General features: G+C 55.5%; 32 protein-coding genes and 1 pseudogene. 25 read left to right on the forward strand and 8 right to left on the reverse strand.

The window, feature by feature from the left end:
• Positions 1-126 precede the first annotated feature (126 nt).
• The 3 genes and pseudogenes from ABK821_RS24500 to pemK-mt form a co-directional block, all read left to right on the forward strand.
• Positions 127-354: pseudogene (locus ABK821_RS24500) on the forward strand (type II CAAX prenyl endopeptidase Rce1 family protein); the annotation flags it as partial.
• A 91-nt stretch (positions 355-445) separates the two neighbouring features.
• Positions 446-703: a type II toxin-antitoxin system antitoxin PemI gene (pemI, locus tag ABK821_RS24505; RefSeq protein WP_004187429.1), complete on the forward strand. Its 258-nt coding sequence runs from the start codon at positions 446-448 to the stop codon at positions 701-703.
• 1 nt (position 704) lies between these two features.
• Complete coding sequence (pemK-mt, locus tag ABK821_RS24510; RefSeq protein WP_004187427.1) at positions 705-1,037, forward strand: type II toxin-antitoxin system toxin endoribonuclease PemK-mt; 333 nt, start codon at positions 705-707, stop codon at positions 1,035-1,037.
• Positions 1,038-1,153: 116 nt separating this feature from the next.
• Here pemK-mt and ltrA read toward each other — a convergent pair whose 3' ends face one another.
• On the reverse strand, positions 1,154-2,641 hold the full coding sequence (ltrA, locus tag ABK821_RS24515; protein WP_004178082.1) for a group II intron reverse transcriptase/maturase: 1,488 nt from the start codon (positions 2,639-2,641) through the stop codon (positions 1,154-1,156).
• A 397-nt stretch (positions 2,642-3,038) separates the two neighbouring features.
• On the opposite strand from ltrA, the gene ABK821_RS24520 reads away from it, so the two are divergent.
• Both ABK821_RS24520 and umuC read left to right on the forward strand, forming a co-directional pair.
• Complete coding sequence (locus tag ABK821_RS24520) at positions 3,039-3,473, forward strand: LexA family transcriptional regulator (RefSeq protein ID WP_004187425.1); 435 nt, start codon at positions 3,039-3,041, stop codon at positions 3,471-3,473.
• Positions 3,461-4,726, forward strand: a complete 1,266-nt coding sequence (gene umuC / locus ABK821_RS24525) for a translesion error-prone DNA polymerase V subunit UmuC (RefSeq protein WP_019725070.1) — start codon at positions 3,461-3,463, stop codon at positions 4,724-4,726. Before ABK821_RS24520 ends, umuC begins: the two co-directional genes overlap by 13 nt.
• Before the next feature lie 122 nt (positions 4,727-4,848).
• On the opposite strand, the gene ABK821_RS24530 is transcribed toward umuC, so the two are convergent.
• The 5 genes from ABK821_RS24530 to ABK821_RS24550 are packed head-to-tail and all read right to left on the reverse strand — an operon-like array spanning position 4,849 to position 7,482.
• A complete protein-coding gene (locus tag ABK821_RS24530; protein WP_004187413.1) occupies positions 4,849-5,058 on the reverse strand; it encodes a hypothetical protein in 210 nt (69 codons plus the stop codon).
• A gap of 2 nt (positions 5,059-5,060) precedes the next feature.
• Complete coding sequence (locus ABK821_RS24535; protein ID WP_004187411.1) at positions 5,061-5,279, reverse strand: hypothetical protein; 219 nt, start codon at positions 5,277-5,279, stop codon at positions 5,061-5,063.
• 44 nt (positions 5,280-5,323) lie between these two features.
• Positions 5,324-6,007, reverse strand: coding sequence for a hypothetical protein (locus ABK821_RS24540; RefSeq protein WP_015059994.1), 684 nt, complete (start codon positions 6,005-6,007; stop codon positions 5,324-5,326).
• Positions 6,004-6,276: a helix-turn-helix transcriptional regulator gene (locus ABK821_RS24545; RefSeq protein WP_015059995.1), complete on the reverse strand. Its 273-nt coding sequence runs from the start codon at positions 6,274-6,276 to the stop codon at positions 6,004-6,006. Before ABK821_RS24545 ends, ABK821_RS24540 begins: the two co-directional genes overlap by 4 nt.
• An 18-nt stretch (positions 6,277-6,294) precedes the next feature.
• A complete protein-coding gene (locus ABK821_RS24550) occupies positions 6,295-7,482 on the reverse strand; it encodes a type II toxin-antitoxin system RelB/DinJ family antitoxin (RefSeq protein ID WP_015059996.1) in 1,188 nt (395 codons plus the stop codon).
• Between the two features lie 526 nt (positions 7,483-8,008).
• On the opposite strand from ABK821_RS24550, the gene ABK821_RS24555 reads away from it, so the two are divergent.
• The 3 genes from ABK821_RS24555 to ABK821_RS24565 are packed head-to-tail and all read left to right on the forward strand — an operon-like array spanning position 8,009 to position 9,120.
• Entirely contained in the window at positions 8,009-8,353 is a 345-nt protein-coding gene (locus ABK821_RS24555) for a hypothetical protein (RefSeq protein WP_004187406.1), read from the forward strand.
• 3 nt (positions 8,354-8,356) lie between these two features.
• Positions 8,357-8,536 carry a hypothetical protein gene (locus ABK821_RS24560; RefSeq protein ID WP_122019363.1) on the forward strand — a complete coding sequence of 60 codons (180 nt, stop codon included), beginning with the start codon at positions 8,357-8,359 and terminating at the stop codon, positions 8,534-8,536.
• Positions 8,536-9,120, forward strand: coding sequence for a hypothetical protein (locus ABK821_RS24565; protein WP_015059997.1), 585 nt, complete (start codon positions 8,536-8,538; stop codon positions 9,118-9,120). Before ABK821_RS24560 ends, ABK821_RS24565 begins: the two co-directional genes overlap by 1 nt.
• Positions 9,121-9,425: 305 nt before the next feature.
• Here ABK821_RS24565 and ABK821_RS24570 read toward each other — a convergent pair whose 3' ends face one another.
• Positions 9,426-9,971 carry a hypothetical protein gene (locus tag ABK821_RS24570; RefSeq protein WP_004187400.1) on the reverse strand — a complete coding sequence of 182 codons (546 nt, stop codon included), beginning with the start codon at positions 9,969-9,971 and terminating at the stop codon, positions 9,426-9,428.
• Positions 9,972-10,111: 140 nt separating this feature from the next.
• Here ABK821_RS24570 and ABK821_RS24575 point away from each other — a divergent pair, with 140 nt between their 5' ends.
• The 17 genes from ABK821_RS24575 (at position 10,112) to ABK821_RS24655 (ending at position 18,687) form a co-directional block, all read left to right on the forward strand.
• On the forward strand, positions 10,112-10,573 hold the full coding sequence (locus ABK821_RS24575) for a hypothetical protein (RefSeq protein WP_004187397.1): 462 nt from the start codon (positions 10,112-10,114) through the stop codon (positions 10,571-10,573).
• Positions 10,570-10,818, forward strand: coding sequence for a helix-turn-helix transcriptional regulator (locus tag ABK821_RS24580; RefSeq protein ID WP_004187394.1), 249 nt, complete (start codon positions 10,570-10,572; stop codon positions 10,816-10,818). The genes ABK821_RS24575 and ABK821_RS24580 overlap by 4 nt, the downstream gene beginning before the upstream one ends.
• The gene (locus ABK821_RS24585) at positions 10,811-11,398 is read left to right on the forward strand and encodes a restriction endonuclease (RefSeq protein ID WP_004187392.1); all 588 of its coding nucleotides are present in this window, start codon (positions 10,811-10,813) and stop codon (positions 11,396-11,398) included. Before ABK821_RS24580 ends, ABK821_RS24585 begins: the two co-directional genes overlap by 8 nt.
• Positions 11,395-11,880, forward strand: a complete 486-nt coding sequence (locus tag ABK821_RS24590) for a hypothetical protein (RefSeq protein WP_004187390.1) — start codon at positions 11,395-11,397, stop codon at positions 11,878-11,880. The genes ABK821_RS24585 and ABK821_RS24590 overlap by 4 nt, the downstream gene beginning before the upstream one ends.
• Positions 11,881-11,921: 41 nt before the next feature.
• A complete protein-coding gene (locus tag ABK821_RS24595) occupies positions 11,922-12,125 on the forward strand; it encodes a hypothetical protein (RefSeq protein WP_223216382.1) in 204 nt (67 codons plus the stop codon).
• 18 nt (positions 12,126-12,143) lie between these two features.
• The gene (locus tag ABK821_RS24600; RefSeq protein ID WP_004187383.1) at positions 12,144-12,884 is read left to right on the forward strand and encodes a tyrosine-type recombinase/integrase; all 741 of its coding nucleotides are present in this window, start codon (positions 12,144-12,146) and stop codon (positions 12,882-12,884) included.
• 240 nt (positions 12,885-13,124) lie between these two features.
• Positions 13,125-14,099, forward strand: a complete 975-nt coding sequence (locus ABK821_RS24605) for a plasmid segregation protein ParM (protein WP_004187382.1) — start codon at positions 13,125-13,127, stop codon at positions 14,097-14,099.
• A gap of 2 nt (positions 14,100-14,101) precedes the next feature.
• Positions 14,102-14,545 carry a plasmid partitioning/stability family protein gene (locus ABK821_RS24610; protein WP_004187380.1) on the forward strand — a complete coding sequence of 148 codons (444 nt, stop codon included), beginning with the start codon at positions 14,102-14,104 and terminating at the stop codon, positions 14,543-14,545.
• Between the two features lie 9 nt (positions 14,546-14,554).
• Positions 14,555-15,118, forward strand: a complete 564-nt coding sequence (locus ABK821_RS24615; RefSeq protein WP_019725065.1) for a phospholipase D family protein — start codon at positions 14,555-14,557, stop codon at positions 15,116-15,118.
• A gap of 378 nt (positions 15,119-15,496) precedes the next feature.
• The gene (locus tag ABK821_RS24620; protein WP_019725064.1) at positions 15,497-15,742 is read left to right on the forward strand and encodes a hypothetical protein; all 246 of its coding nucleotides are present in this window, start codon (positions 15,497-15,499) and stop codon (positions 15,740-15,742) included.
• Positions 15,735-16,214, forward strand: coding sequence for a hypothetical protein (locus tag ABK821_RS24625; RefSeq protein WP_004187375.1), 480 nt, complete (start codon positions 15,735-15,737; stop codon positions 16,212-16,214). The genes ABK821_RS24620 and ABK821_RS24625 overlap by 8 nt, the downstream gene beginning before the upstream one ends.
• 28 nt (positions 16,215-16,242) lie before the next feature.
• A complete protein-coding gene (locus tag ABK821_RS24630; protein ID WP_004206907.1) occupies positions 16,243-16,653 on the forward strand; it encodes a hypothetical protein in 411 nt (136 codons plus the stop codon).
• A gap of 117 nt (positions 16,654-16,770) precedes the next feature.
• A complete protein-coding gene (locus ABK821_RS24635; protein WP_004187372.1) occupies positions 16,771-17,034 on the forward strand; it encodes a hypothetical protein in 264 nt (87 codons plus the stop codon).
• Positions 17,035-17,055: 21 nt separating this feature from the next.
• On the forward strand, positions 17,056-17,418 hold the full coding sequence (locus tag ABK821_RS24640; RefSeq protein ID WP_004187371.1) for a DUF3085 domain-containing protein: 363 nt from the start codon (positions 17,056-17,058) through the stop codon (positions 17,416-17,418).
• A 121-nt stretch (positions 17,419-17,539) separates the two neighbouring features.
• Positions 17,540-17,989: a RadC family protein gene (locus ABK821_RS24645; protein WP_004187369.1), complete on the forward strand. Its 450-nt coding sequence runs from the start codon at positions 17,540-17,542 to the stop codon at positions 17,987-17,989.
• A 44-nt stretch (positions 17,990-18,033) separates the two neighbouring features.
• On the forward strand, positions 18,034-18,300 hold the full coding sequence (locus tag ABK821_RS24650; RefSeq protein WP_004187367.1) for a DNA-binding transcriptional regulator: 267 nt from the start codon (positions 18,034-18,036) through the stop codon (positions 18,298-18,300).
• 63 nt (positions 18,301-18,363) lie between these two features.
• Positions 18,364-18,687 (forward strand): DGQHR domain-containing protein, encoded by a 324-nt coding sequence (locus ABK821_RS24655; protein WP_019725063.1) that lies wholly within the window; start codon positions 18,364-18,366, stop codon positions 18,685-18,687.
• Here ABK821_RS24655 and ABK821_RS24660 read toward each other — a convergent pair.
• On the reverse strand, positions 18,681-18,792 hold a 112-nt coding region (locus ABK821_RS24660; protein ID WP_001691633.1), incomplete at its 5' end, for an IS1 family transposase. The two genes, ABK821_RS24655 and ABK821_RS24660, sit on opposite strands and share 7 nt — an antisense overlap.

Below are 18,792 nucleotides of genomic sequence, written 5' to 3' on the forward strand. Positions count from 1 at the left end.
TTGGAGGTACTCAGGCGGCCTGATTATCAAATCACGGAGAAAGAATTGCTGGCGGCCTGGGTATTATTCGCCAATCAGTTGCTCAAATATGGCTATGCTATGGCTGATTTATGAGGGGATCCTTCAGTGCTGAACGTCTTCCGTTCGAGGTACAACTGGACGATGTGGCTGGGCGCGCTGATAACGTCTTTGCTGTTTGCCGCCGTGCATATGCAGTATCAGAACCTGCTGACCCTGGCAGAAATGTTCCTGGTGGGGCTGATTACATCAGCTGCCCGGATCAGAAGTGGCGGCCTGCTGCTGCCGGTATTGCTGCATATGGAAGCTACCGCGCTGGGTTTACTGTTGGGCTGAAAGTTATATTTTTATTAAATATTGTGCGTTAAAGGCTGGTATGTTTTTTTGTGAATGTTATATTTAAATATAACTTTTATGGAGGTGAAAAATGCATACCACTCGACTGAAGAAGGTTGGCGGCTCAGTCATGCTGACCGTCCCACCGGCACTGCTGAATGCGCTGTCGCTGGGTACAGATAATGAAGTTGGCATGGTCATTGATAATGGCCGGCTGATTGTGGAGCCGCACAGACGCCCGCAGTATTCACTGGCTGAGCTGTTGGCACAGTGCGATCCGAACGCTGAAATCTCGGCAGAAGAACGTGAATGGCTGGATGCGCCGGCGGCTGGTCAGGAGGAAATCTGACATGGAAAGAGGGGAAATCTGGCTTGTCTCGCTTGACCCTACCGCAGGTCATGAGCAGCAGGGAACGCGGCCGGTACTGATTGTCACGCCGGCTGCTTTTAACCGCGTGACCCGCCTGCCTGTTGTTGTGCCCGTGACCAGCGGAGGCAATTTTGCCCGCACAGCAGGCTTTGCTGTGTCGCTTGACGGCGCCGGCATACGTACCACCGGCGTTGTGCGTTGCGATCAACCCCGGACGATCGATATGAAAGCCCGCGGCGGCAAACGACTCGAACGGGTGCCAGAGACTATCATGGACGACGTTCTTGGCCGTCTGGCCACCATCCTGACCTGACCCCAGCGTGCCGGCATGAAATATGCCGGCATTGCCTGTTTCCTGAAGCCTGCAATATGTCGCGGTAGGGATACCCGTTACCGGATACCCCCCGCACAGATCCCGGCGTGCGCGATTTACGCACCGGGCTCCTGCCTCGGGTGTCTGGCGGTGAACCGCTCCACAGGCCATGGATGAAGAACCCGAACCCTTGGTAGCCATGCGGCTGCCAGTTTGTTTGCTTTCGTCCAGGTCGTATCATCCTTCTGGCTCCTGCGCCTGAGCGCCCGGCGCCAGAGGTTTGTTACGTGTGTCCTGAACTTCTGCATGGTGGGGAAGTTGCCCGGTACCGAGTGATAGTTCAGGTATCCCTGAACCACTCTCCTGAGCCATTTTCCCTGTTCGGGGATTGAGTAATGCCAGCGCCTTCGCAGACCGTCTTTGATGGCTTTCAGAGTTGCCGTCATCCGATCCCGGCGGGTCTTTCGTATCAGCATGAACCTGCCGTTGCGATCTTTCCCGCTGATGTGCGTGAACCCGAGGAAGTTGAACGTTTCTGGTTTGCCTTTTCCCCTGATGGCACGGTTTTCGGCAGCGAAGCGGCCGAACTCCATCAGACGGGTTTTCTCCGGGTGAACCGTGAGTCCGAACTCCCTCAGTCTGCGCTGCATGGCTATACGGAAGCGCCGGGCATCGTATCGTTTGTCGAACCCGATGACGATGTCATCGGCGTATCTGACCATTACCACATTGCCTGTGGCATAGCGACGTCGCCACTGATGCGCCCACAGATCGAAGACGTAGTGGAGGTATATGTTTGCCAGCAGCGGTGAGATGACCGCACCCTGTGGGGTGCCTTCCTCCGTTGCTCGCCATTGACCCTCCTCCGACGTCCCGGCTGTGAGCCACTTACGTATGAGCCTGATTACCCTCCGGTCGCCGATCCGATGCTCTGTGAACCTGATCAGCCATTCGTGGCTCACCCTGTCAAAGAACTGACTGATGTCGGCATCCAGTACCCAGTTTACGTTAGTGCGTACCAGCCCTGTGGCCAGTGCGTCCAGTGCATCGTGCTGGCTTCGCCCGGGTCTGAACCCGTATGAGAACCCCATAAAGTCGTTTTCATAGACTGCGTTCAGGATTTTCACCAGCGCATACTGGACGATCTTGTCCTCCAGCGAGGCGATGCCGAGCGGGCGTTGTTTTCCATCCGCTTTTGGGATGTAGTGACGCCTGCCGGGCTGCGCCCTGTAGCTGCCCTGATGTAGCCTCCGGTGCAGATCTGTTATGTTGTTCTTCATGTTTCCGGCGTAGTCCATCCACCTGATGCCATCCACTCCGGCGGCCGCTTTCCTGCTCAGGGAGAGGAATGCGGCTTCCAGTGCTTCGACTGTCAGCAGGTGGAACAATGCTGTAAACCGTTCTTTCTTCCGCTGCTTCGCAGCTTCCCGCACGCGTGACAGCCTCTGTGACATGCTTTCCCGGCTCTGTGTCCGGCGCATGTGTGGCTGTTCCGCGTTCCCCTTGGCCCCGCTCCTTCGCTCCACTGACTCCGCTCCTTTCGGGTTGTTCGCCTGCTTCGCCGCTACTATGAGCGAGTCCGACTTCTCCTCTCCGTACATCACCGGCTATGATTCCTCGTCTTCCCGGTGCGGGCCATCTCCGACACTGGCAGATGGTCAGAGGGGAGATCTCCCGGTTCCCGCGTAGAGATCGTATTGACATGCCAGGGTCTCAGACCCCGCCGGGTCCATGTGGCACTCGCAGTATCGCACCCTATGATGTTGCCTTCCGTTAACAGTACAACGTCGGCACCCGGTAATTTAATATACATTTCGTGGCTCAATGGCTGGCCTGTCAACACCCCTGTCAACGCTTCGCCCCATACCTCGCGGTATGCAACGCATGACTCGGGGACCTTGTGGATTGCTGGTCCTTCAATGGTCGGGGACTTTCACCCCTTGATCTCTACCGGTCTCCCGGCGCACACTGTATGTATAAACAGTTATTGGAGGCTAAATTATGGCGCTGGATCTCGTTTATCCCCGGCCTTCAGTGGAAGGTGACGCACTCCCTTTTTTTGCCGAGCCCGTTGCGGCCGGCTTTCCCAGCCCGGCCGCAGGCTATGAGGCCAATGAACTTAACCTGCATGATTACTGCGTGCGGCGTCCGGCCGCAACGTACTTCTTGCGTGTGTCCGGCGATTCTATGCGTGATGCCCGCATTCATGATGGCGATGTGCTGGTCGTCGATCGGGCAGAAGAGCCCCGGCACGGCAGCATCGTGATTGCCAGCATCGATAATGAATTTACGGTCAAGCAGCTGCAGCTCCGCCCTTACCCCTGCCTGATGCCGCTGAATCCGGCTTTTCCGCCAATCAGGTTTGATCCGGAGGCGCTGCAGATATGGGGTGTGGTTACGTTCACTGTCATGAGACACCGCCCGTGTACGCCTTAATCGATGTCAATTCGATGTACTGCAGCTGCGAAGAAGCGTTCCGCCCTGATTTACGAGGTCGCCCTGTGGTCGTTCTCAGCAACAACGACGGGGCGCTTGTTGCGGTCAATCGCGCGGCGAAAGCGCTTGGCGTGCGCCGCGGGGAGCCCTATTTCCGCTGCCGCCGCCTGCTGGAACAGCATAACGTTGCCGTATTCAGTTCCAACTACACCCTTTACGCCTCATTCTCCGCCAGATTTGCAACCGTGGTGGAGAGTCTGGCGCCGCGGACATTTGTTTACTCAATTGATGAGCTCTTTGCGGATGCCTCTCATATGGAGGGAGTGATGACGCCGCAGGCGTTTGGCCAGCTTTTGCGGGCTGAAGTGCTGCGCCAGACAACGCTCACCTGTGGAGTCGGCGTCGCGCCAACGAAGACGCTGGCCAAACTGTGCAACCACGCCGCGAAGACGTGGCCTGCCACCGGGGGGGTTGTGGCGCTCAGTGATCCTGTAAGACTGAAAAGGCTGATGAGCCTGGTGTCGGCCGGCGATGTGTGGGGGGTTGGCCATCGTACCGAAAAAGGGCTGGCGACAATGGGGATCAAAACGGCGCTGGCGCTCGCAGAGATGGATATCCGACTGGCACGCCGGCTGTACGGTGTGACGCTGGAACGCACCATCCGTGAGCTGCGTGGCGAGGCCTGCTTTGCCCTGGAAGAAGGTACCGGCGCGAAACAGCAGCTTGTTGTATCCCGTTCGTTTGGATCGCGGGTCACGCAACTGGCGCAGATGCAGCAGGCGGTGACTAAATATGCCACACGGGCAGGAGAAAAGTTGCGCCAGGAAAACCGTCTGGCGAAGGTGGTAACGGTCTTTATCCGCAGCAGTGCTTATGACGCCGGCGGTGTGCCCTACAGTAACCAGGCTACGGAAGTGCTTCCCGTGCCAAGCCAGGATACCCGCGACATCATCGCCGCGGCGCAGCTGGGACTGTCGCGTATCTGGCGTGAGGGCGTGCGGTATGCAAAAGCCGGCGTGATGCTCAGCGATCTGCAGGGATATGAAACCCAGCTGGATCTGTTTTCGCCGGCTGCTGTGCGGCCGGGCAGCGAAAAACTGATGGCCACCATCGACAAAATAAACAGGGAAGGAAGGTCAAGGATCTTCTTCGCCGGAGAAGGTATTGATCCGGAATATGCCATGCGCCGTGAAATGTTGTCCCCGGCCTACACCACGCAGTGGAAGGATATTCCCGCGGCGTTTATGCGATAACAGCGATGTGCAGCCGCTCTTGACGGCGGCTTGTTTTCCCTGGTGTCGGGAACATTAAAACCTCTCCTTACTGCCCGCGTGATAGGGCCGTATTTCCGGCTAATTCCAGATAGTCCCGGCCCTTATCGTGGTGCATAGCCCTCTTCAGCCAGTGCTTTCATGATCTGGTTGATTCCATCCATCATCAGATATGCCTCAATATCTGACGTCGCCAGGCCGCGGCAGTCACTGAATCCCAGACGCTTAACCAGTTGCGCCAGAGCCTGCGCTTCTCTGTGTGTCAGCTGTATATTCACTTCAACGGGTTTTTCGTGGCGAATTTCATCTTTCATGGTCAGAGTCCTTTTTTGATGTTTCGTGAAATGTACCAGGCTTCTTTTGCCTGAGCTACAGCCCAGATCCAGACGAGAGTTGACACAATGCACAGCCCCGTCATGTTCCAGAAATGACCTGTCGTATATTCATGGCTATGAAGCAGGAGGCCGGCGCCGGCCGCCAGGCTCATGACCAGGAAAAGGACGGCTGCGCCGGCGTGATAAATGATGCTGAACATGTAAAACCCCCTTCTGGCGACGGTAGCGCCAGTCTCTGTCTGTATTAAATGGTTGCCGCCTGCCGGGCGTCTGCCTGCATCATGGCGTCAATCAGGGCGCCGGCGCAGGCAATATTCAGGCACGTCATGTTCGATTTCAGGGTCGCCATCATGTCCGCGCGGCTTCTTTTAAGAAACGGCTGCAGCGGACCACGATAGCCCTGTGAGGTCACGATAATCAGCTGAGCGGCCGCATCATGCAGTGCCGGCACGCCGGCCAGAATATCCTGCTCAGCCGCGCTGATATACACGGGTGAACCGGCGATCACAAAGCGATCGTCCGGGCAGCGTTGCATCAGCTCAGCCAGGGAGGCGCAGCGGCCCGCCAGCGGGGGGCGTGCCGTCAGTGAGCCCCAGACGGTCGCCGGCGCGAAGGGCATGGCGTGAAACGTTGCCTCATACGCGACCGCCGGATCGGTATGGTGGCGCAGCCCCAGACCGGCCGACATGGCCCACAGCTCGATGCCCGGCCACCGCGCCGCGATACCGCGGGCACGCAGCCAGTGTGCGCCCCGGTAAAGCTCTCCCGTTTCCAGCACCCTGCCAGGACGGCGGGCGGCCTGGGCGATCAGCCTGTACCAGCCGTCAAAGGCGTCATCAAGGGAAGTGTCGCCCGGAAAAACGGTATCCTCCACGCTGCCCGCCTTGCGCCGGGTACAGGTGGTGATGAGGTGAAGACGTTTGTTCATTCAGGGCCTCCCGGCTCTGGTGCGTCTGTGCCTGCCGCGCGCGGTTCGCCGGGCCGCCGGGCACGCATATCGGGCAGACCCCGGCAGGCATCGTTCCAGTGCGTGCCCCGATCGGGGTTATTGGCCAGCTTACTGATCCAGGTTTCTGACACATTCCAGCGGCGGGCCAGATCCTTCTGCTTCCAGCCTTTCGCCCTGAGCAGTGCCCGCCACTCCTGCGGGGAAAGTGGCGCCGCCGTGATGCCGTCCGCATAACAGGTCGTTTTCATCGCGTGAGGCTCCCGGCCCTAATCCTGCCCCGGCCGTGCCGGCTGGATTTGACGCAGTATTGTTGTTGCCTGCCATCCCGTAAACCCGAAGGTATCGGCCAGTTCGCCGGGCAGTGACGCGGCCAGGCGCGGCAGTTCGTCCGGGGATTCATTGTGAAAGACAAAACAGACCCCCTCATCCCTGATGCGCGACATCAACATCGCAATAAGCCGGTGCAGCCCCTCATGGCTGGCGTGTTCAGTGACCTTTTCAGTAAACCGCCGGGGATTGCTGCAGCTGATGCCCCGGTCGGCCAGGAACGCCAGAAAGCGCTGCAGGAAACCGGGGAGATCCCTGGCGGCCAGGGCGGGTTTCAGCACCGCTTCTGCCTGGGCCTGTGTGAAGCCAAACGCCGCCGCCAGCTCAGGGGAAAAGTCCGGCGTGTCAGCGCTGGCCTCAAAAATGACGCCATCGTTTATGGCCTGCTGCATGTCCGGGGGCATATTCCCGATCATATTTTCACGCACGCCCCATGCACGGCCGGCGCTTTCGGTCAGTCTCTGCGGATCGCTGCAGCTGACGCCCCGCTCCGCCAGGAACGTCAGGAAACGCTGCAGGACGGCGGCGCCGGACCCGGTGCTTTTTCCGCTCCGCCAGGCCGTATTATTTCGACTGACGATGGCAGGATCGACATGTTCGCTGTCTACGATGCTGTTAATGAACGTCACTGACTGTTCTTCGCTGAAATCAAAGTCGCGCTGTAACAGGGACAGCAGCCTGTCATGCCAGTCATCTTTCACGCGACTGGCGGCATTAACCATGAACGTGACGTTCAGTACACCGGCCAGTAAACAGGCAGCCTGGTCGGCCACATACAGGCTGAAGTACTCCAGTACCGCCTGTTCAAATGCAGCGGGATCGCAGCAGACCACTTCCACAGCTCCCAGCGACTGCAGAAACCGCCGGGTGTTTTCGGTCACAGCGTCGGCGGGATTGAGGGCGATGGCGCGGCCGCGCTGTGACTGGATGTCAAATGTGACGATACGCTCCGTGACGGGCATCCGGCCGTGATCGGCGATGAAGCGGTAAAGCTGCTCCACCGCTTCCGTGGCGGTCATCCCCATTGCCTCCAGACGCAGTTCGGCGCGTTTCTTCAGCTGCTCATCGAGACGCACGGTCAGCTGGGCGTTTTTGGCCCGCTTTTTACGTTCAAAAAAACCGGTCATGCTCCTTCCTTTTTGTACAGTCATCTGGCTTTACATAATGTACAGCCATTTGTACCGCACTTTTGCGCGCGGGACCACATTTTTTCGCCGTTGCGGTTTAGCGGTATTCTCCGCAGCGCCGCCACTTATCCACCGTTTCTGTGGATAACGCTATATGTAGTGGCTCCGTCAGCCGGAAACGGCACAAGATATGGTGTCCGCGCCGGCAGCCGCGCGACCGTTCCCCTGCCTTCCTCTCCCTGTTGATTTCGTTTTTTCCGGTATTTACGTTTTTTCCGCAATGGCGGCACCGGCCAAAAGGTATTTTCCGGTGGTTGCGGGCGTAAAAGTCACAGGGTGAAAAGATAAGGGCGCAAATCATCCGGCGGGGTAAATCGTGCGGTCGTCACGCAGCGTGATGATTACCGGTGTGTTGCTTTATTAAATTAGCTTTTAGTGCTAAATCTAAATATTTATAATATACGAATGAAACCTAATTTATTAGAGTGTGGTTATTCAGTAAACAACGGCAAGCGGAGTGAATGGTATGGAATATGAAGCGTACAAGGTTCGCGGCTACGGCTTCGGACTGAAGAAAGAGATCACCGGCGTGCTGGGTCGTTACCCCACGCAGGAAGAGGCGCAGAAGGTCGCGGACGACTACACGCAGGCCTGCCTGCCGGATAACCTGCCGGACAGCTACGATATGGGCATGGTCCGGCCGGTCGCTGCCGGCGAACCTGCCGCCCTCGATACGGACGTTTTTCGCGGTCCGGGCGCGCCGTTCATGATGGATGCCGGCCAGCTAAGCACAGGTCAAACCGTATGCCTGGGCAAAGCGGCGGATGGAAAACGGTTTTATGTCGGCGGGGAGCATTCCGGTGGCCAGTGAACAATGTTTAACAGAGAGGGGGTTATGATGCGTCAGGGGGTGATTTCTGCCGTTATATATTTACTGCTGGCAATGCTGGTCATGATCTACATGCCGGAGGGTTACTCCGCGATTAGCTGGGCCATAGGCGCGGTTGTGGTTGTGACGCTGATTTATATTCGTGCCCGTAAAGGAGAGGATTGATGGCCACCAAGCATATTAATGACGAGCTCTGGCATCGTATTGAAGTTCTGACCGTCCGGGCAAATGCCAGGCAAAACCTGATCCGCCCGGTCAAAGAAGCGGACGTGCTTCATCTGGTTCTGCAGCGTGGCCTGGAGCTGCTTACAGACGACGATCTGCTGCAGCTGGGCAAGTACCGCCGGCCCATAGGATTTGTGCTGCGTCGGCCGGGCATGGAGATGCTGAAGCTGGACACACTGAGTATGGCTGACGCTGCTACTATCCTCATGCGCAGCGGACCGGCAACGCTGTGCATCTGGAGTCGTGACGATATCCTGCGGCAGGCCAGTGAAGCGGTGATCCGCGAACGGCTACCGGAAATGGCCCTGCTGTCGGAGGGGGATGACCGGGCCCGGTTCCAGACGCTGCTGCCTGGCGTCTGGAATGCCGCGAACCGGGGCGAAACGGCCGTGATTTCCCTGCGTGCTGACAATGCGGATCTCGCTATTGCACGCATCACTGACCTGATGTGCGAATCCCTGCTGGGTTATAAGGGGCAGCGGGCATACCGGGCAGGTGAAAACGAACAGGGAGAAGAGTCATGAACATGCGAGGCATTCTTTTTGTACTACTTCTGGGAGGTCCGGAGCAAAAACGTGCAGCAGCTGGACAGTCGTGCTGAGCTGACCGGAGATGAGATCAGTGCAATTCAGAAACTGGCCGCGGACAGTTCTCGGACCGACATTTGATGAAATGAATAAGGATATACAAAAGGAGCCCAACTGGTGAGGAAGGGCTCCTTTTAATTACTAGACGTTTTTACTACTTAACTTTCTGTCGGAGTAAACGGAAAATTAATTTGTTAATCACTGTCAGTATAAGTACCCGATAAACGTGGTGCAACTCCGTATCAGAAATTACCGCCAGTGCTTGAATCCAGCGCCCTGAACAGGGCTTCATGAGCGGCATCCAGAAGGCGTCCAGGCAGAAGGACATCATTCACGCGGTAACTCTGACCGTTCTGTGTGGTCACGGTGAGGTAATATTGATCGTCAAACTGCCTATCGGCACCGATATGCACAATGTTGGACGTGTCGATCCAGCACAGGTTTGTGCCTTCCACAGGATGAAGAGGTTTGATTCGGCCTTTCAGCCATTTCTGCGGGCGTCCCGGCCAGGATTTAATGGTAATGCCGTGCTTATAGTCGCGGGTTCTGGCCACAAAGGCCGCTACTTTATCTTCATCCATCTCTTTTGCTGAGGTGTTCTCCTTGAAGTAGTACGGATTGAGGTTGTATTGCAGCTCTTCAAATAGCTTCATATACGTCACCTGATCATCCAGGCTTTCCCCCTGATTTTTCAGGCTGCTGCCCCAAACTTCTTCCAGATTGGCTTTCAGCGCCAGCGTGACCGCCTCAAATTCTTCCTGATGTTTATCGTAGTAGTTGATATCCATCGCGTCTCCTGTTGTGTTTATGGCGAATTTGCGGAAATAATATACATAAAAAATGTTCAAATATGAACATTTTCAGGCTATAAATACAGGCAGATTATAACAGGCCAGTCCACCAGGATTCGGCCAGGAGCTGAGTACGCATGATAAAGAAACCACTTATTGCCGGCATCATGCTGGTTGTGGCGCACACCGCCGGCGCTGCGCAGGTTGATGATACCAATCTGCAGCAGATTTATACCGAGGCGGGCATTCAGGGTATATGCAGCGCCGGGATGCTGGCTGTGCCGGAAGGGGCCAGAGATGAAGTTGTCCCGCAGAACGTCAGACACCTCCTGGTTCAGTGTGCCTATTTCGACGAGCAGCAGTTGCGCCGGCGTGCCGGCCTTCCGGCTCAGACATTTAGCCACTGGCGTGACCGCAATGCGGTCCTTAATCTGTCGTCTGACCAGGTATCTGATGCGCTCTGGCTGTCAGCGTGGCGTGATTTCCGGGCACAACTGGCCTCGGCCTACCCGGCCCCGGCGGAAAAAAAGGCACAGGGGAAAGAGGCCGTACCCGCCGGCACGAAGCCCGGCACTGAGCATGGGAGTGCGGCGGATTGACCGGCTTTGACTTGATCCTGTGGCGACGGGGCCTGAACTGGACCCAGGAACGCGCCGCGGCTGAGCTCGGTATCAGCCGTACCAGCCTGGTAAAATATGAGGACGGTGAGACAGTACCCCGGACCATACAACTTGCCACCGTCGCGCTGACGCTGAAAGCGGAATGGCCCACCCTGAAAACCATGAGCAAAGACAGGCTGCTGCGGCAGCTGAAGTATGAAGTGCTGAGGATCGATAATGAATGAGTCCATCCATGTTGTCGGCTCTTTTATCCTTGCGGGTATCCTGCTGTATGGCCTCTGGCAGGGTACACGGCGACGCCGGCGCCGGCACGAACGGAAACAGGCCAGCGCGGTACGTGTGATCGATAAAATTAATACGTTTCCGCATTTCGGGCAGAAAATTGCCTATCTGCGCAAGATTGACCCGTTTGTGTTCGAAGAGCTGCTGCTTGAAGGCTTTGAACGCCGGGGCTTTGAAGTGATCCGTAACCGCCGGTATACCGGTGACGGCGGGATTGATGGCCGTGTGAAGATTGATGGCCAGACCTGGCTTATCCAGGCCAAACGCTATACCAGCTATATTGCCGTTGGCCACGTCCGTGACTTCAGCGACCTGCTGAACGCCACCGGTGCCCGCGGTTTTTTCTGCCATACCGGCAAAACGCGCGAAGGCACCAAATCGCTCATTCGCGGAGACAGCCGCATGATCCTGGTCAGTGGCCAGAAGCTGCTAGACCTTATTGCCACCGATGCGCCGTTTATCCCGTATCCGGGATACCGGCCACCGACCGAAATGGTTCATCCTGAACAGGAGACAACATGAAATTCAAAGGATACGTCGCCGCCCTGCCGGCACTGCTGCTGACAGGGTGCGCCATGCTCCCCGGACAGCCCACCGATTATGACCGCTTCTGTAACGTCTCAGGCATCGCCAGCCACGGCGAAACCTACCGTGTCAGTGACAGCCAGGATTTCTGGTTAACCCCGAACGGCCGCTATCTCAGCCAGGCTGAGTACAGCAGTCCGGCAGATACGCTTCAGAAACTGACGGGCGTGGTCAGTGGTGAAGATCCTGACCAGGTGCGGAAGAACGCCGTCAGGGTAAGGGTGTTCCGCGTCGAGAGTGAAAACAGCCATAAAGGTGCGTGCCTGCCTGTGCGTTATGACGATAATGGCGCACAGCGTAAAATGGATTCACTGACTAACGGCCGCCGTATGGTGGTATTCAGTGAAGATGAAGGTCAGTCTGGTCAGCAGATTTACAACAAAAGTCGTGGTACAGGATTCAGTTACAGGTTGTTATGAGTGGATTGAAAGGCCGCCGAATCAGCGCGGATATGTTTGCTATGATGTTAAAAGTATCTGCCGGGCAGCTGGTTTTTGCAGCCCGGCATGACAAGCCTTTACGCGGACTGACCCTACCCCCTTACAGAATCGAAGGCGGGAAAAGCTGGAGCTCGACCGCCTCCACCCGCAGTATGACGTTTGATATGCAGGATGCGGTCGAATTCAGCGAGAAATTTCATAAAATTCAGTCGCCTGACGGCTGATTAGCGGATTTTAAAAAATTGAACACTTTCCCCCTGCAAATTTCCCAGAATTCACGTAGCGACGCCATCGGGACCGGGCGCGTGACATATGCCTACTTCGATTATGCCGATGCGCTGGCGCTGCGGGAGATGGCCAGCCAGGCTGATTTACCCAAATACCTGCTGGCCCCGGAGGTGTCGGTGTTTCTGCGGTATGTGCCAGACCTGCGCCAGCAGGTCCTTTTCGATACCCTCTGGAACACGGGCGCGCGTATTAATGAGGCGCTGGCGCTGACCGGCGCCAGCTTTCAGCTTGACGGTTCCCGGCCGTTTGTCCGGCTGAAGACGCTTAAACAGCGTCAGCGTGGCCGCGGCAGGCCGGGCAAGGATGAAGAGGTGTTCCGTCTTGTTCCTCTGACCGATCCTCAATATGTCAGGAAGGTGCGTGAATTTCTGACCACCCTGCGTATTGGTAAACAGCAGCTGCTCTGGCCGGTGCAGAGTGATAACACGCCGCGTAACTGGATCAGGAAGGCACTGGACCTCGCAAAACGTGACTCTGTCACTTTTAGTATCCCTGTTACCTGCCACACGTTCCGTCACAGCTTCTGTATGCACCTGATCCAGCATGGGGTTCCGCTGAAAGTTGTACAGGCTTATGCCGGGCATTCCCGGCTGGAAACCACAGAAACCTACACGCGCGTGTTTGCGCTCGATGTTGGTCGTCAGTATGGCGTCCGATTCAGCCTGCCAGACAGTCATTTAACGCTCCCGGAATAATCTGTATCCCTCCCTGATATTTCCGTATAAATCTAAATAAATCCCTTTTCTTTCTATGTCAGACCGTTTTCAGGACGGTCTGACCGTCTTTTGTTGATTTTTATTCGGTATTTTTCTGTATTTTTCTATATTGGTGCATCTTTTTGTCTTTACACGTCAGCAGAGATGCGTAATAATCCATTTGAAAGCTGTATTTTTCCTGATTTCTACGGTTTTTTTCTAAATAATGTGAGGTTCAAAATGCGTATTTTTGTTGATGACGGTTCCACCAACATCAAACTGGCCTGGATGGAAGAAGGCGCAGTGAAAACGTTGATCAGTCCGAACAGCTTCAAGCCCGAATGGTCCATGACATTGCTGACAGATTCATCGGTGCCGGCTTCCGCCAACTATGAAATTGACGGGGAAAAGTACAGCTTTGACCAGCTGAGCCCGGATGCCGTGCGCACCACGGAAACACGCTATCAGTACAGTGATGTGAATGTCGTCGCTATCCACCATGCCCTGATGCAGTCTGGCATTGAACCGCAGCCGGTTGATGTTGTGGTGACGCTGCCGCTGGGCGAGTACCTGGATGAAAACGATCAGCCTAATATGGCCAACATCGAGCGGAAAAAAGCGAACGTGAAGCGCGCGGTGGCCGTTCAGGGGCGTGAGAGCTTTACCGTGCGTAAAGTCAGCGTACTGCCAGAGTCGGTCCCTGCAGGCTTCAGTGTGCTGAAGGATCTGGACGATCTGGACTCCCTGCTGATTGTGGATATCGGTGGAACCACGCTGGATATCGCGCACGTTCGCAGCAAAATGTCCGGATTCACCAAGACGCATTGCGATCCTAAAACCGGCGTATCCATCATCACCGAAGCCGTAAAACATGCACTGGATACCAGTGTGAGCACCCGTACCAGTTCGTATTTTGCCGACCGTCTGATCCAGGCGCGAAATGACGAAACGTTTCTTTCCCGTTACCTCCAGAATGCTGACCAGCGGGCCCAGGTGATGAAGGTACTGCATGAGCGGGAAAAAGCCCTGACGCACCGTGTCACCGATTCAGTTGGCCGCTTTGCCGGCTTCACGCACGTCATGGTTGTCGGTGGCGGTGCCAGCCTGGTCGCCGGCGCAGTGAAGCAGGCCACGGGGGTGAGTGACGATCGTTTCTTCGTCAGTGATAACCCGCAATTCGATCTGGTTCTGGGTATGGTGGCAATGAAGGGCTGAGTATGACTGATAACCGTAAGTGCTCGTTTTATATCTACCCGGAGCGCAATGCGGCGGACCGGGTAGCCGACGGCTTTCTTGAGAAACTGCCTCAGAAAGAGCGTGGCCGCGCGATGCGCGCCATGATGCTCTGTGGTGCCGCGTTGATGAAGCAGGACGAACGCCTGCCGTTCCTGATCGCTGAATTCCTGACGGAGAGCACCACGATGCAGGATATTCAGCGGATCATCAGCAGTACGCTGCCGCAGCAGGATACAGGAGAAATGGCGCGTCTGGTTGAGGCGTTTCTGCAGGCCACCGGCGGTGGCAGCAATACGGTGTCGCCGGCAGGCGGCGCTGCGCCGGAAAACAGTCCCGCCGTGGCTCCCGAACCGGCAGCACCGGAGGATAAGAATCTGGAAGAAACCCGTAAGAACGTCCAGCATCTGTTCCCGGATGATGATTAAGGGGGCTGCGTGAAAAAATATGTGCTGTTAACCCTGACCCTCATCGCCGGCGCCGTGGCAGCAAACCCGGTAACAGCGGCCGGCAATATTGCCGGCGATGTCCAGGCGCAAGCTGCGACTGAAGTGAAAACCGGGTTTTCACCCGGCGGGACCGCATTAAATCTGGTTCTGGATTCAATCGACCACGCGCAGCATGAGATTCTGGTTGCCGCGTACAGCCTGACCAGTCGTCCTGTTGCCGGCGCGTTGCGTGCCGCAAAAAAACGGGGCGTATCGGTGGTGGTGGTGGCCGATCGCAAAGCGAACGACAACCGGTACACCGAAGTGAACTTTCTGGCCAATAACCGCGTGGCGGTGCGGATCAACGATAACTACGAGGCCATGCATGATAAATTCATGGTCTTTGACCGCCGCGCCGTATTGACCGGCTCGTTTAACTTCAGCGCCAGCGCAGACAGTCGTAATGCGGAAAATGTGGTGCTGATCAGCGGCGCGCCTGCAGTAACTGAAGCCTACGTGAACGAGTTTTCCCGTTTATGGGACGAAGGAAAGGACGTGGCTCCACGGTACTGACCTACAGCAGCGGCAGAAACTCTGCCGCCTGATTTTTAACTTGATTTATATGGCTCATTCGTCGTATTATCAAGGCTCATTTTTCGGTAGCGCCCCGACTGGCGAAGGAGTAAAACCATGCAATCATTCCCCCTGTTCGTTTCCCGTGTCGTTCCTGTGATCACCCTGAGCCATTGTCTGCGGCAGCGGCGCTGGTCCCTGCACAACACGCCATGCCAGATTGACCTGAGATCAGGTTGTCACCTGCGCTCACAGCCTTTCGGCACGCTATCCAGACGGGAAATAAGCGACCGGCCACCGGCTATGCCCCGCGGTTACTGGTTCAGGCAATGCAGCCGGGATGTCATGTTTACGGGGCGCATCGATCAGGCAGATCCTATGAAACAGGTCTATTACAACGAAGGCTGGAGCGGTCCGAACAAGTATACGTTTGAAGTTTATCAGCTGGAGAACGGGAGTTACCGGGCGCTGGCCCGCAAATGGAATGGCAAAATCAACAAGGTGCAGCAGGAAACGCAGTACCTGTCTGACACGCGGGAGGGGCTGAAGCACCAGGACTATCCCCGCACGCGCCAGGTGAAAATTTTTCTGAATTCAGACTTCTGGGAGAAGGGTAATGATTAAGATGGTTAGCGTCGTTCCGCAGCCGGAAACAGTGAAGACGCTCCGGGAAAAAATGGGCATGACTGAAACCGCATTAGGGGCTGTCATGGGGTACGAACTGCGCGCCTGGCAGCGTAAGGAAGCTATCAGCGACGATCTCAGCCAGTACAACAAGACCAGTCTTCGCCCAGGCGAATATAACATGCTGATGCTGATCGCCGGCGTGCATCCTGATTACCGCCTGAACAGGGCATTCAGTCCTGATGATATGGTCAAAGATCCCGCCACGGCCGAAGACGTTCGCCGCCTGCGTCTGGCGCTGGGGCTGAAGCACGCTGAAATTGCAGCGCTGTTTGGCTATAAACCGGCGTCATGGCAGACCAAAGAAAAGGCTGCTCAGCGCGGCGTAAAGCTCAAGACCGGGGAATTCAATTTCCTGTTACTTCTGGCCGGTGAGCATCCGTCACTGCAGCTGGTTGAGAAGGCGAAATAAGGCCCGCGGCGACCAGAGAGGACCCTTTATGATCACCACACGCCGAATGTTAATGCTGTATGCCTGCCTTGTGCCCGTAGCCCTGACAGGGTGTGATCTGGCTGATTATTTCCCGAATGTGCCACAGCCCGTGCCCGTGATTTCGCCCGGCTATCAGGTTGATATCGATGGCCACCCGGTCCGAATATCAGGATTTGATGACTGTCCGCGGGAAAAAGATGAAGCCCGGCACGCAGCTGCACAAGATGAGAAAGGCTGCATTGTGCTGTCTGCAGAGCGTTCCGAGGTGAAGGTCAGACTGTATCAGCCAGCCGGCGCCGTCACCGAAACCTGGCGGATCATCCGGGAAAAAGACGCTCGCCAGAACGATATTATTCGCCTGCAGCGCCCGAACGGTGCGCTTGTGATGCAAAATTTACAGGGGAAAGAGTCTCCTTAAACCAGGGAAATAACAAAATTAACTTGATTTATATGGCTCATTAGACGTATAATAATTACATCGAAAGGCAATCCGGTCTTTCGACGGTAGCGCCCCGACCGGCGCAGGAGTCACCTTATGACTGCTCTCAATTCTCAGCAACAGGCTGATGTTGCCCGCTATATCCGGGAACATGGCAATAAAACCGTTATTTCCCCTGAATGGTCACTTATTTATTTCTCGCTGTGTCAGTGTGAATTACATCAATCGCATGAAGCCATTATTTTTCATAATGGCCGACCTGCAGGGCTATTTATTCTGAATGAAACAGGCGAGCTCACCGAATTATATCTGCTGGGGTCGCTTTCTGACATTCTCACCGCCGCTGCGGTCAACAAATAGCTTTCAGGGAGTAAATACACTATGACCATGCAATCAGAACTTGTTTTTACTGATCCTATGCTCAACGTCGTTATTGCTGAAGTTAAGCGTTTTAATTGCCCGCTTCTTTTTGTCAAAGATCATGGCGTGTATGTGATGGCGGCGAAAGGTGAGAAAAACAGTAATGGGATGCACAATGTCTGTTACGCCAATGGTTTTAATCCGGATACAACGGATTTTGACGAGCTCTGGGACCGGATGCGTGATGCCTGTGGCGGAGATGATTTTTGCGAATCCCTGGAGCTCGATCCGAGGTCGATTGAACTTCTCAGCCGTACCAAACCCTGCCTGAAAATTATGCTTTCAGAGACGGAACTGGAAGTTATTGCAGGGGGACAGAAATAGACCATAAAAGCCCGTTAAATCGGGCTTTTTTATATTTCACTGTATTTACATCTAGGACAAAATGTCCTATTATATATTTGTGGCCGGGCATGGTGCTCAGGTCCCCTAACGAGGGAAATATATGAAATTTTCAGCAGAAGAACTCAACATTATCCGCCAGGCGGACGCCATTATTGCCGGTAAAATTACCACAACGGATTTTATCACCGGCGCCGACGCCGCGCGTTCCTTACTGCGGTTTCGTCTTGCTGCAGAACCACGCGAATCATTCTGCGCGTTCTTTCTTAACTGCCACAACGGCGTGATTGCGTTTGAAGAACTGTTTAAGGGAACTATCAGCAGCGTCACCGTTCATCCGCGTATCGTCCTGCAACGCGCCCTGCATCATAATGCCGCCGCCGTGGTACTGGCGCATAACCATCCTTCCGCTAACACTACACCCAGCCAGGCTGACAAGCTGATCACCGAGCGTCTGGCGCAGGTGCTGGGGATGGTTGATGTCAAAGTCCTCGATCACCTGATTGTGGGCGGCAGCGATATTTACTCTTTTGCTGAACATGGTCTGATTTGATAACCGCGGCCGCACAGTGGTGCGGCCGGCTCTGGAGGCTTGCTATGGGCAATAAATATACCGTGCCGCTTAACGTGGGCGCGATCCGCGAAAGCTGTTTCCGTCCCGCTGATAAATGGACCCCGCCGACGGGGGATGAACTCCGCTATCTGCTGGAAAATGTGCTCAACCTGAGTCAGGAGGGACTGGCGCGACATGTCGGCGTGAACGGCAGAACGGTGCGCCGCTGGGTGAACGGAGAAAGTGACATCGCGTATTCCGTCTGGTGCGTCCTTTGCATCGATGCCGGCTTACCGCCGATCTGGAAATAGCAGCGCAAAACACCGACGCGCAAACGTGCTTCCTGAACGTATCGGATATACGAAGGAAATATTATGAATACTGATAACTATTTTTTCAGAGTCCCGGCCACACGCGGAATACAGGGCGGCATAGAACAATACATGCTGACGGTTCCTATGGTCGTGTTACGTCGTATTCTTGCAATGGACAATGATGGCGATGTTATGGATCGCAGCCAGCGAGAAGCGAACAAAACGCGGGCCAAAAAAATACGGAATTATGTTGCCGGCGCAACATCAAAACGAGCTCCCTATATTTTGCCGTCAATTACCGGAAATATTGATAGTCATGTTGAATTCCTTCCCAGCGAACTCTCGCCGGCAGTGGGGATTCTGGTAATGACTCCAACTTATTGATAGTGTTTTATGTTCAGATAATGCCCGATGACTTTGTCATGCAGCTCCACCGATTTTGAGAACGACAGCGACTTCCGTCCCAGCCGTGCCAGGTGCTGCCTCAGA

It is taken from the genome of Klebsiella sp. KE9456 (genome assembly GCF_043832615.1).
Classification (GTDB): Bacteria; Pseudomonadota; Gammaproteobacteria; order Enterobacterales; family Enterobacteriaceae; genus Klebsiella; species Klebsiella indica.

Coding starts and splice junctions, on each gene's coding strand:
- pemI (WP_004187429.1), top strand. CDS start 446: ATGCATACCACTCGACTGAAGAAGGTTGGCGGCTCAGTCATGCTGACC.
- pemK-mt (WP_004187427.1), top strand. CDS start 705: ATGGAAAGAGGGGAAATCTGGCTTGTCTCGCTTGACCCTACCGCAGGT.
- ABK821_RS24520 (WP_004187425.1), top strand. CDS start 3,039: ATGGCGCTGGATCTCGTTTATCCCCGGCCTTCAGTGGAAGGTGACGCA.
- ABK821_RS24530 (WP_004187413.1), bottom strand. CDS start 5,058: ATGAAAGATGAAATTCGCCACGAAAAACCCGTTGAAGTGAATATACAG.
- ABK821_RS24535 (WP_004187411.1), bottom strand. CDS start 5,279: ATGTTCAGCATCATTTATCACGCCGGCGCAGCCGTCCTTTTCCTGGTC.
- ABK821_RS24540 (WP_015059994.1), bottom strand. CDS start 6,007: ATGAACAAACGTCTTCACCTCATCACCACCTGTACCCGGCGCAAGGCG.
- ABK821_RS24545 (WP_015059995.1), bottom strand. CDS start 6,276: ATGAAAACGACCTGTTATGCGGACGGCATCACGGCGGCGCCACTTTCC.
- ABK821_RS24550 (WP_015059996.1), bottom strand. CDS start 7,482: ATGACCGGTTTTTTTGAACGTAAAAAGCGGGCCAAAAACGCCCAGCTG.
- ABK821_RS24555 (WP_004187406.1), top strand. CDS start 8,009: ATGGAATATGAAGCGTACAAGGTTCGCGGCTACGGCTTCGGACTGAAG.
- ABK821_RS24560 (WP_122019363.1), top strand. CDS start 8,357: ATGTTTAACAGAGAGGGGGTTATGATGCGTCAGGGGGTGATTTCTGCC.
- ABK821_RS24565 (WP_015059997.1), top strand. CDS start 8,536: ATGGCCACCAAGCATATTAATGACGAGCTCTGGCATCGTATTGAAGTT.
- ABK821_RS24570 (WP_004187400.1), bottom strand. CDS start 9,971: ATGGATATCAACTACTACGATAAACATCAGGAAGAATTTGAGGCGGTC.
- ABK821_RS24575 (WP_004187397.1), top strand. CDS start 10,112: ATGATAAAGAAACCACTTATTGCCGGCATCATGCTGGTTGTGGCGCAC.
- ABK821_RS24585 (WP_004187392.1), top strand. CDS start 10,811: ATGAATGAGTCCATCCATGTTGTCGGCTCTTTTATCCTTGCGGGTATC.
- ABK821_RS24590 (WP_004187390.1), top strand. CDS start 11,395: ATGAAATTCAAAGGATACGTCGCCGCCCTGCCGGCACTGCTGCTGACA.
- ABK821_RS24595 (WP_223216382.1), top strand. CDS start 11,922: ATGATGTTAAAAGTATCTGCCGGGCAGCTGGTTTTTGCAGCCCGGCAT.
- ABK821_RS24605 (WP_004187382.1), top strand. CDS start 13,125: ATGCGTATTTTTGTTGATGACGGTTCCACCAACATCAAACTGGCCTGG.
- ABK821_RS24610 (WP_004187380.1), top strand. CDS start 14,102: ATGACTGATAACCGTAAGTGCTCGTTTTATATCTACCCGGAGCGCAAT.
- ABK821_RS24620 (WP_019725064.1), top strand. CDS start 15,497: ATGAAACAGGTCTATTACAACGAAGGCTGGAGCGGTCCGAACAAGTAT.
- ABK821_RS24625 (WP_004187375.1), top strand. CDS start 15,735: ATGATTAAGATGGTTAGCGTCGTTCCGCAGCCGGAAACAGTGAAGACG.
- ABK821_RS24630 (WP_004206907.1), top strand. CDS start 16,243: ATGATCACCACACGCCGAATGTTAATGCTGTATGCCTGCCTTGTGCCC.
- ABK821_RS24635 (WP_004187372.1), top strand. CDS start 16,771: ATGACTGCTCTCAATTCTCAGCAACAGGCTGATGTTGCCCGCTATATC.
- ABK821_RS24640 (WP_004187371.1), top strand. CDS start 17,056: ATGACCATGCAATCAGAACTTGTTTTTACTGATCCTATGCTCAACGTC.
- ABK821_RS24645 (WP_004187369.1), top strand. CDS start 17,540: ATGAAATTTTCAGCAGAAGAACTCAACATTATCCGCCAGGCGGACGCC.
- ABK821_RS24650 (WP_004187367.1), top strand. CDS start 18,034: ATGGGCAATAAATATACCGTGCCGCTTAACGTGGGCGCGATCCGCGAA.
- ABK821_RS24655 (WP_019725063.1), top strand. CDS start 18,364: ATGAATACTGATAACTATTTTTTCAGAGTCCCGGCCACACGCGGAATA.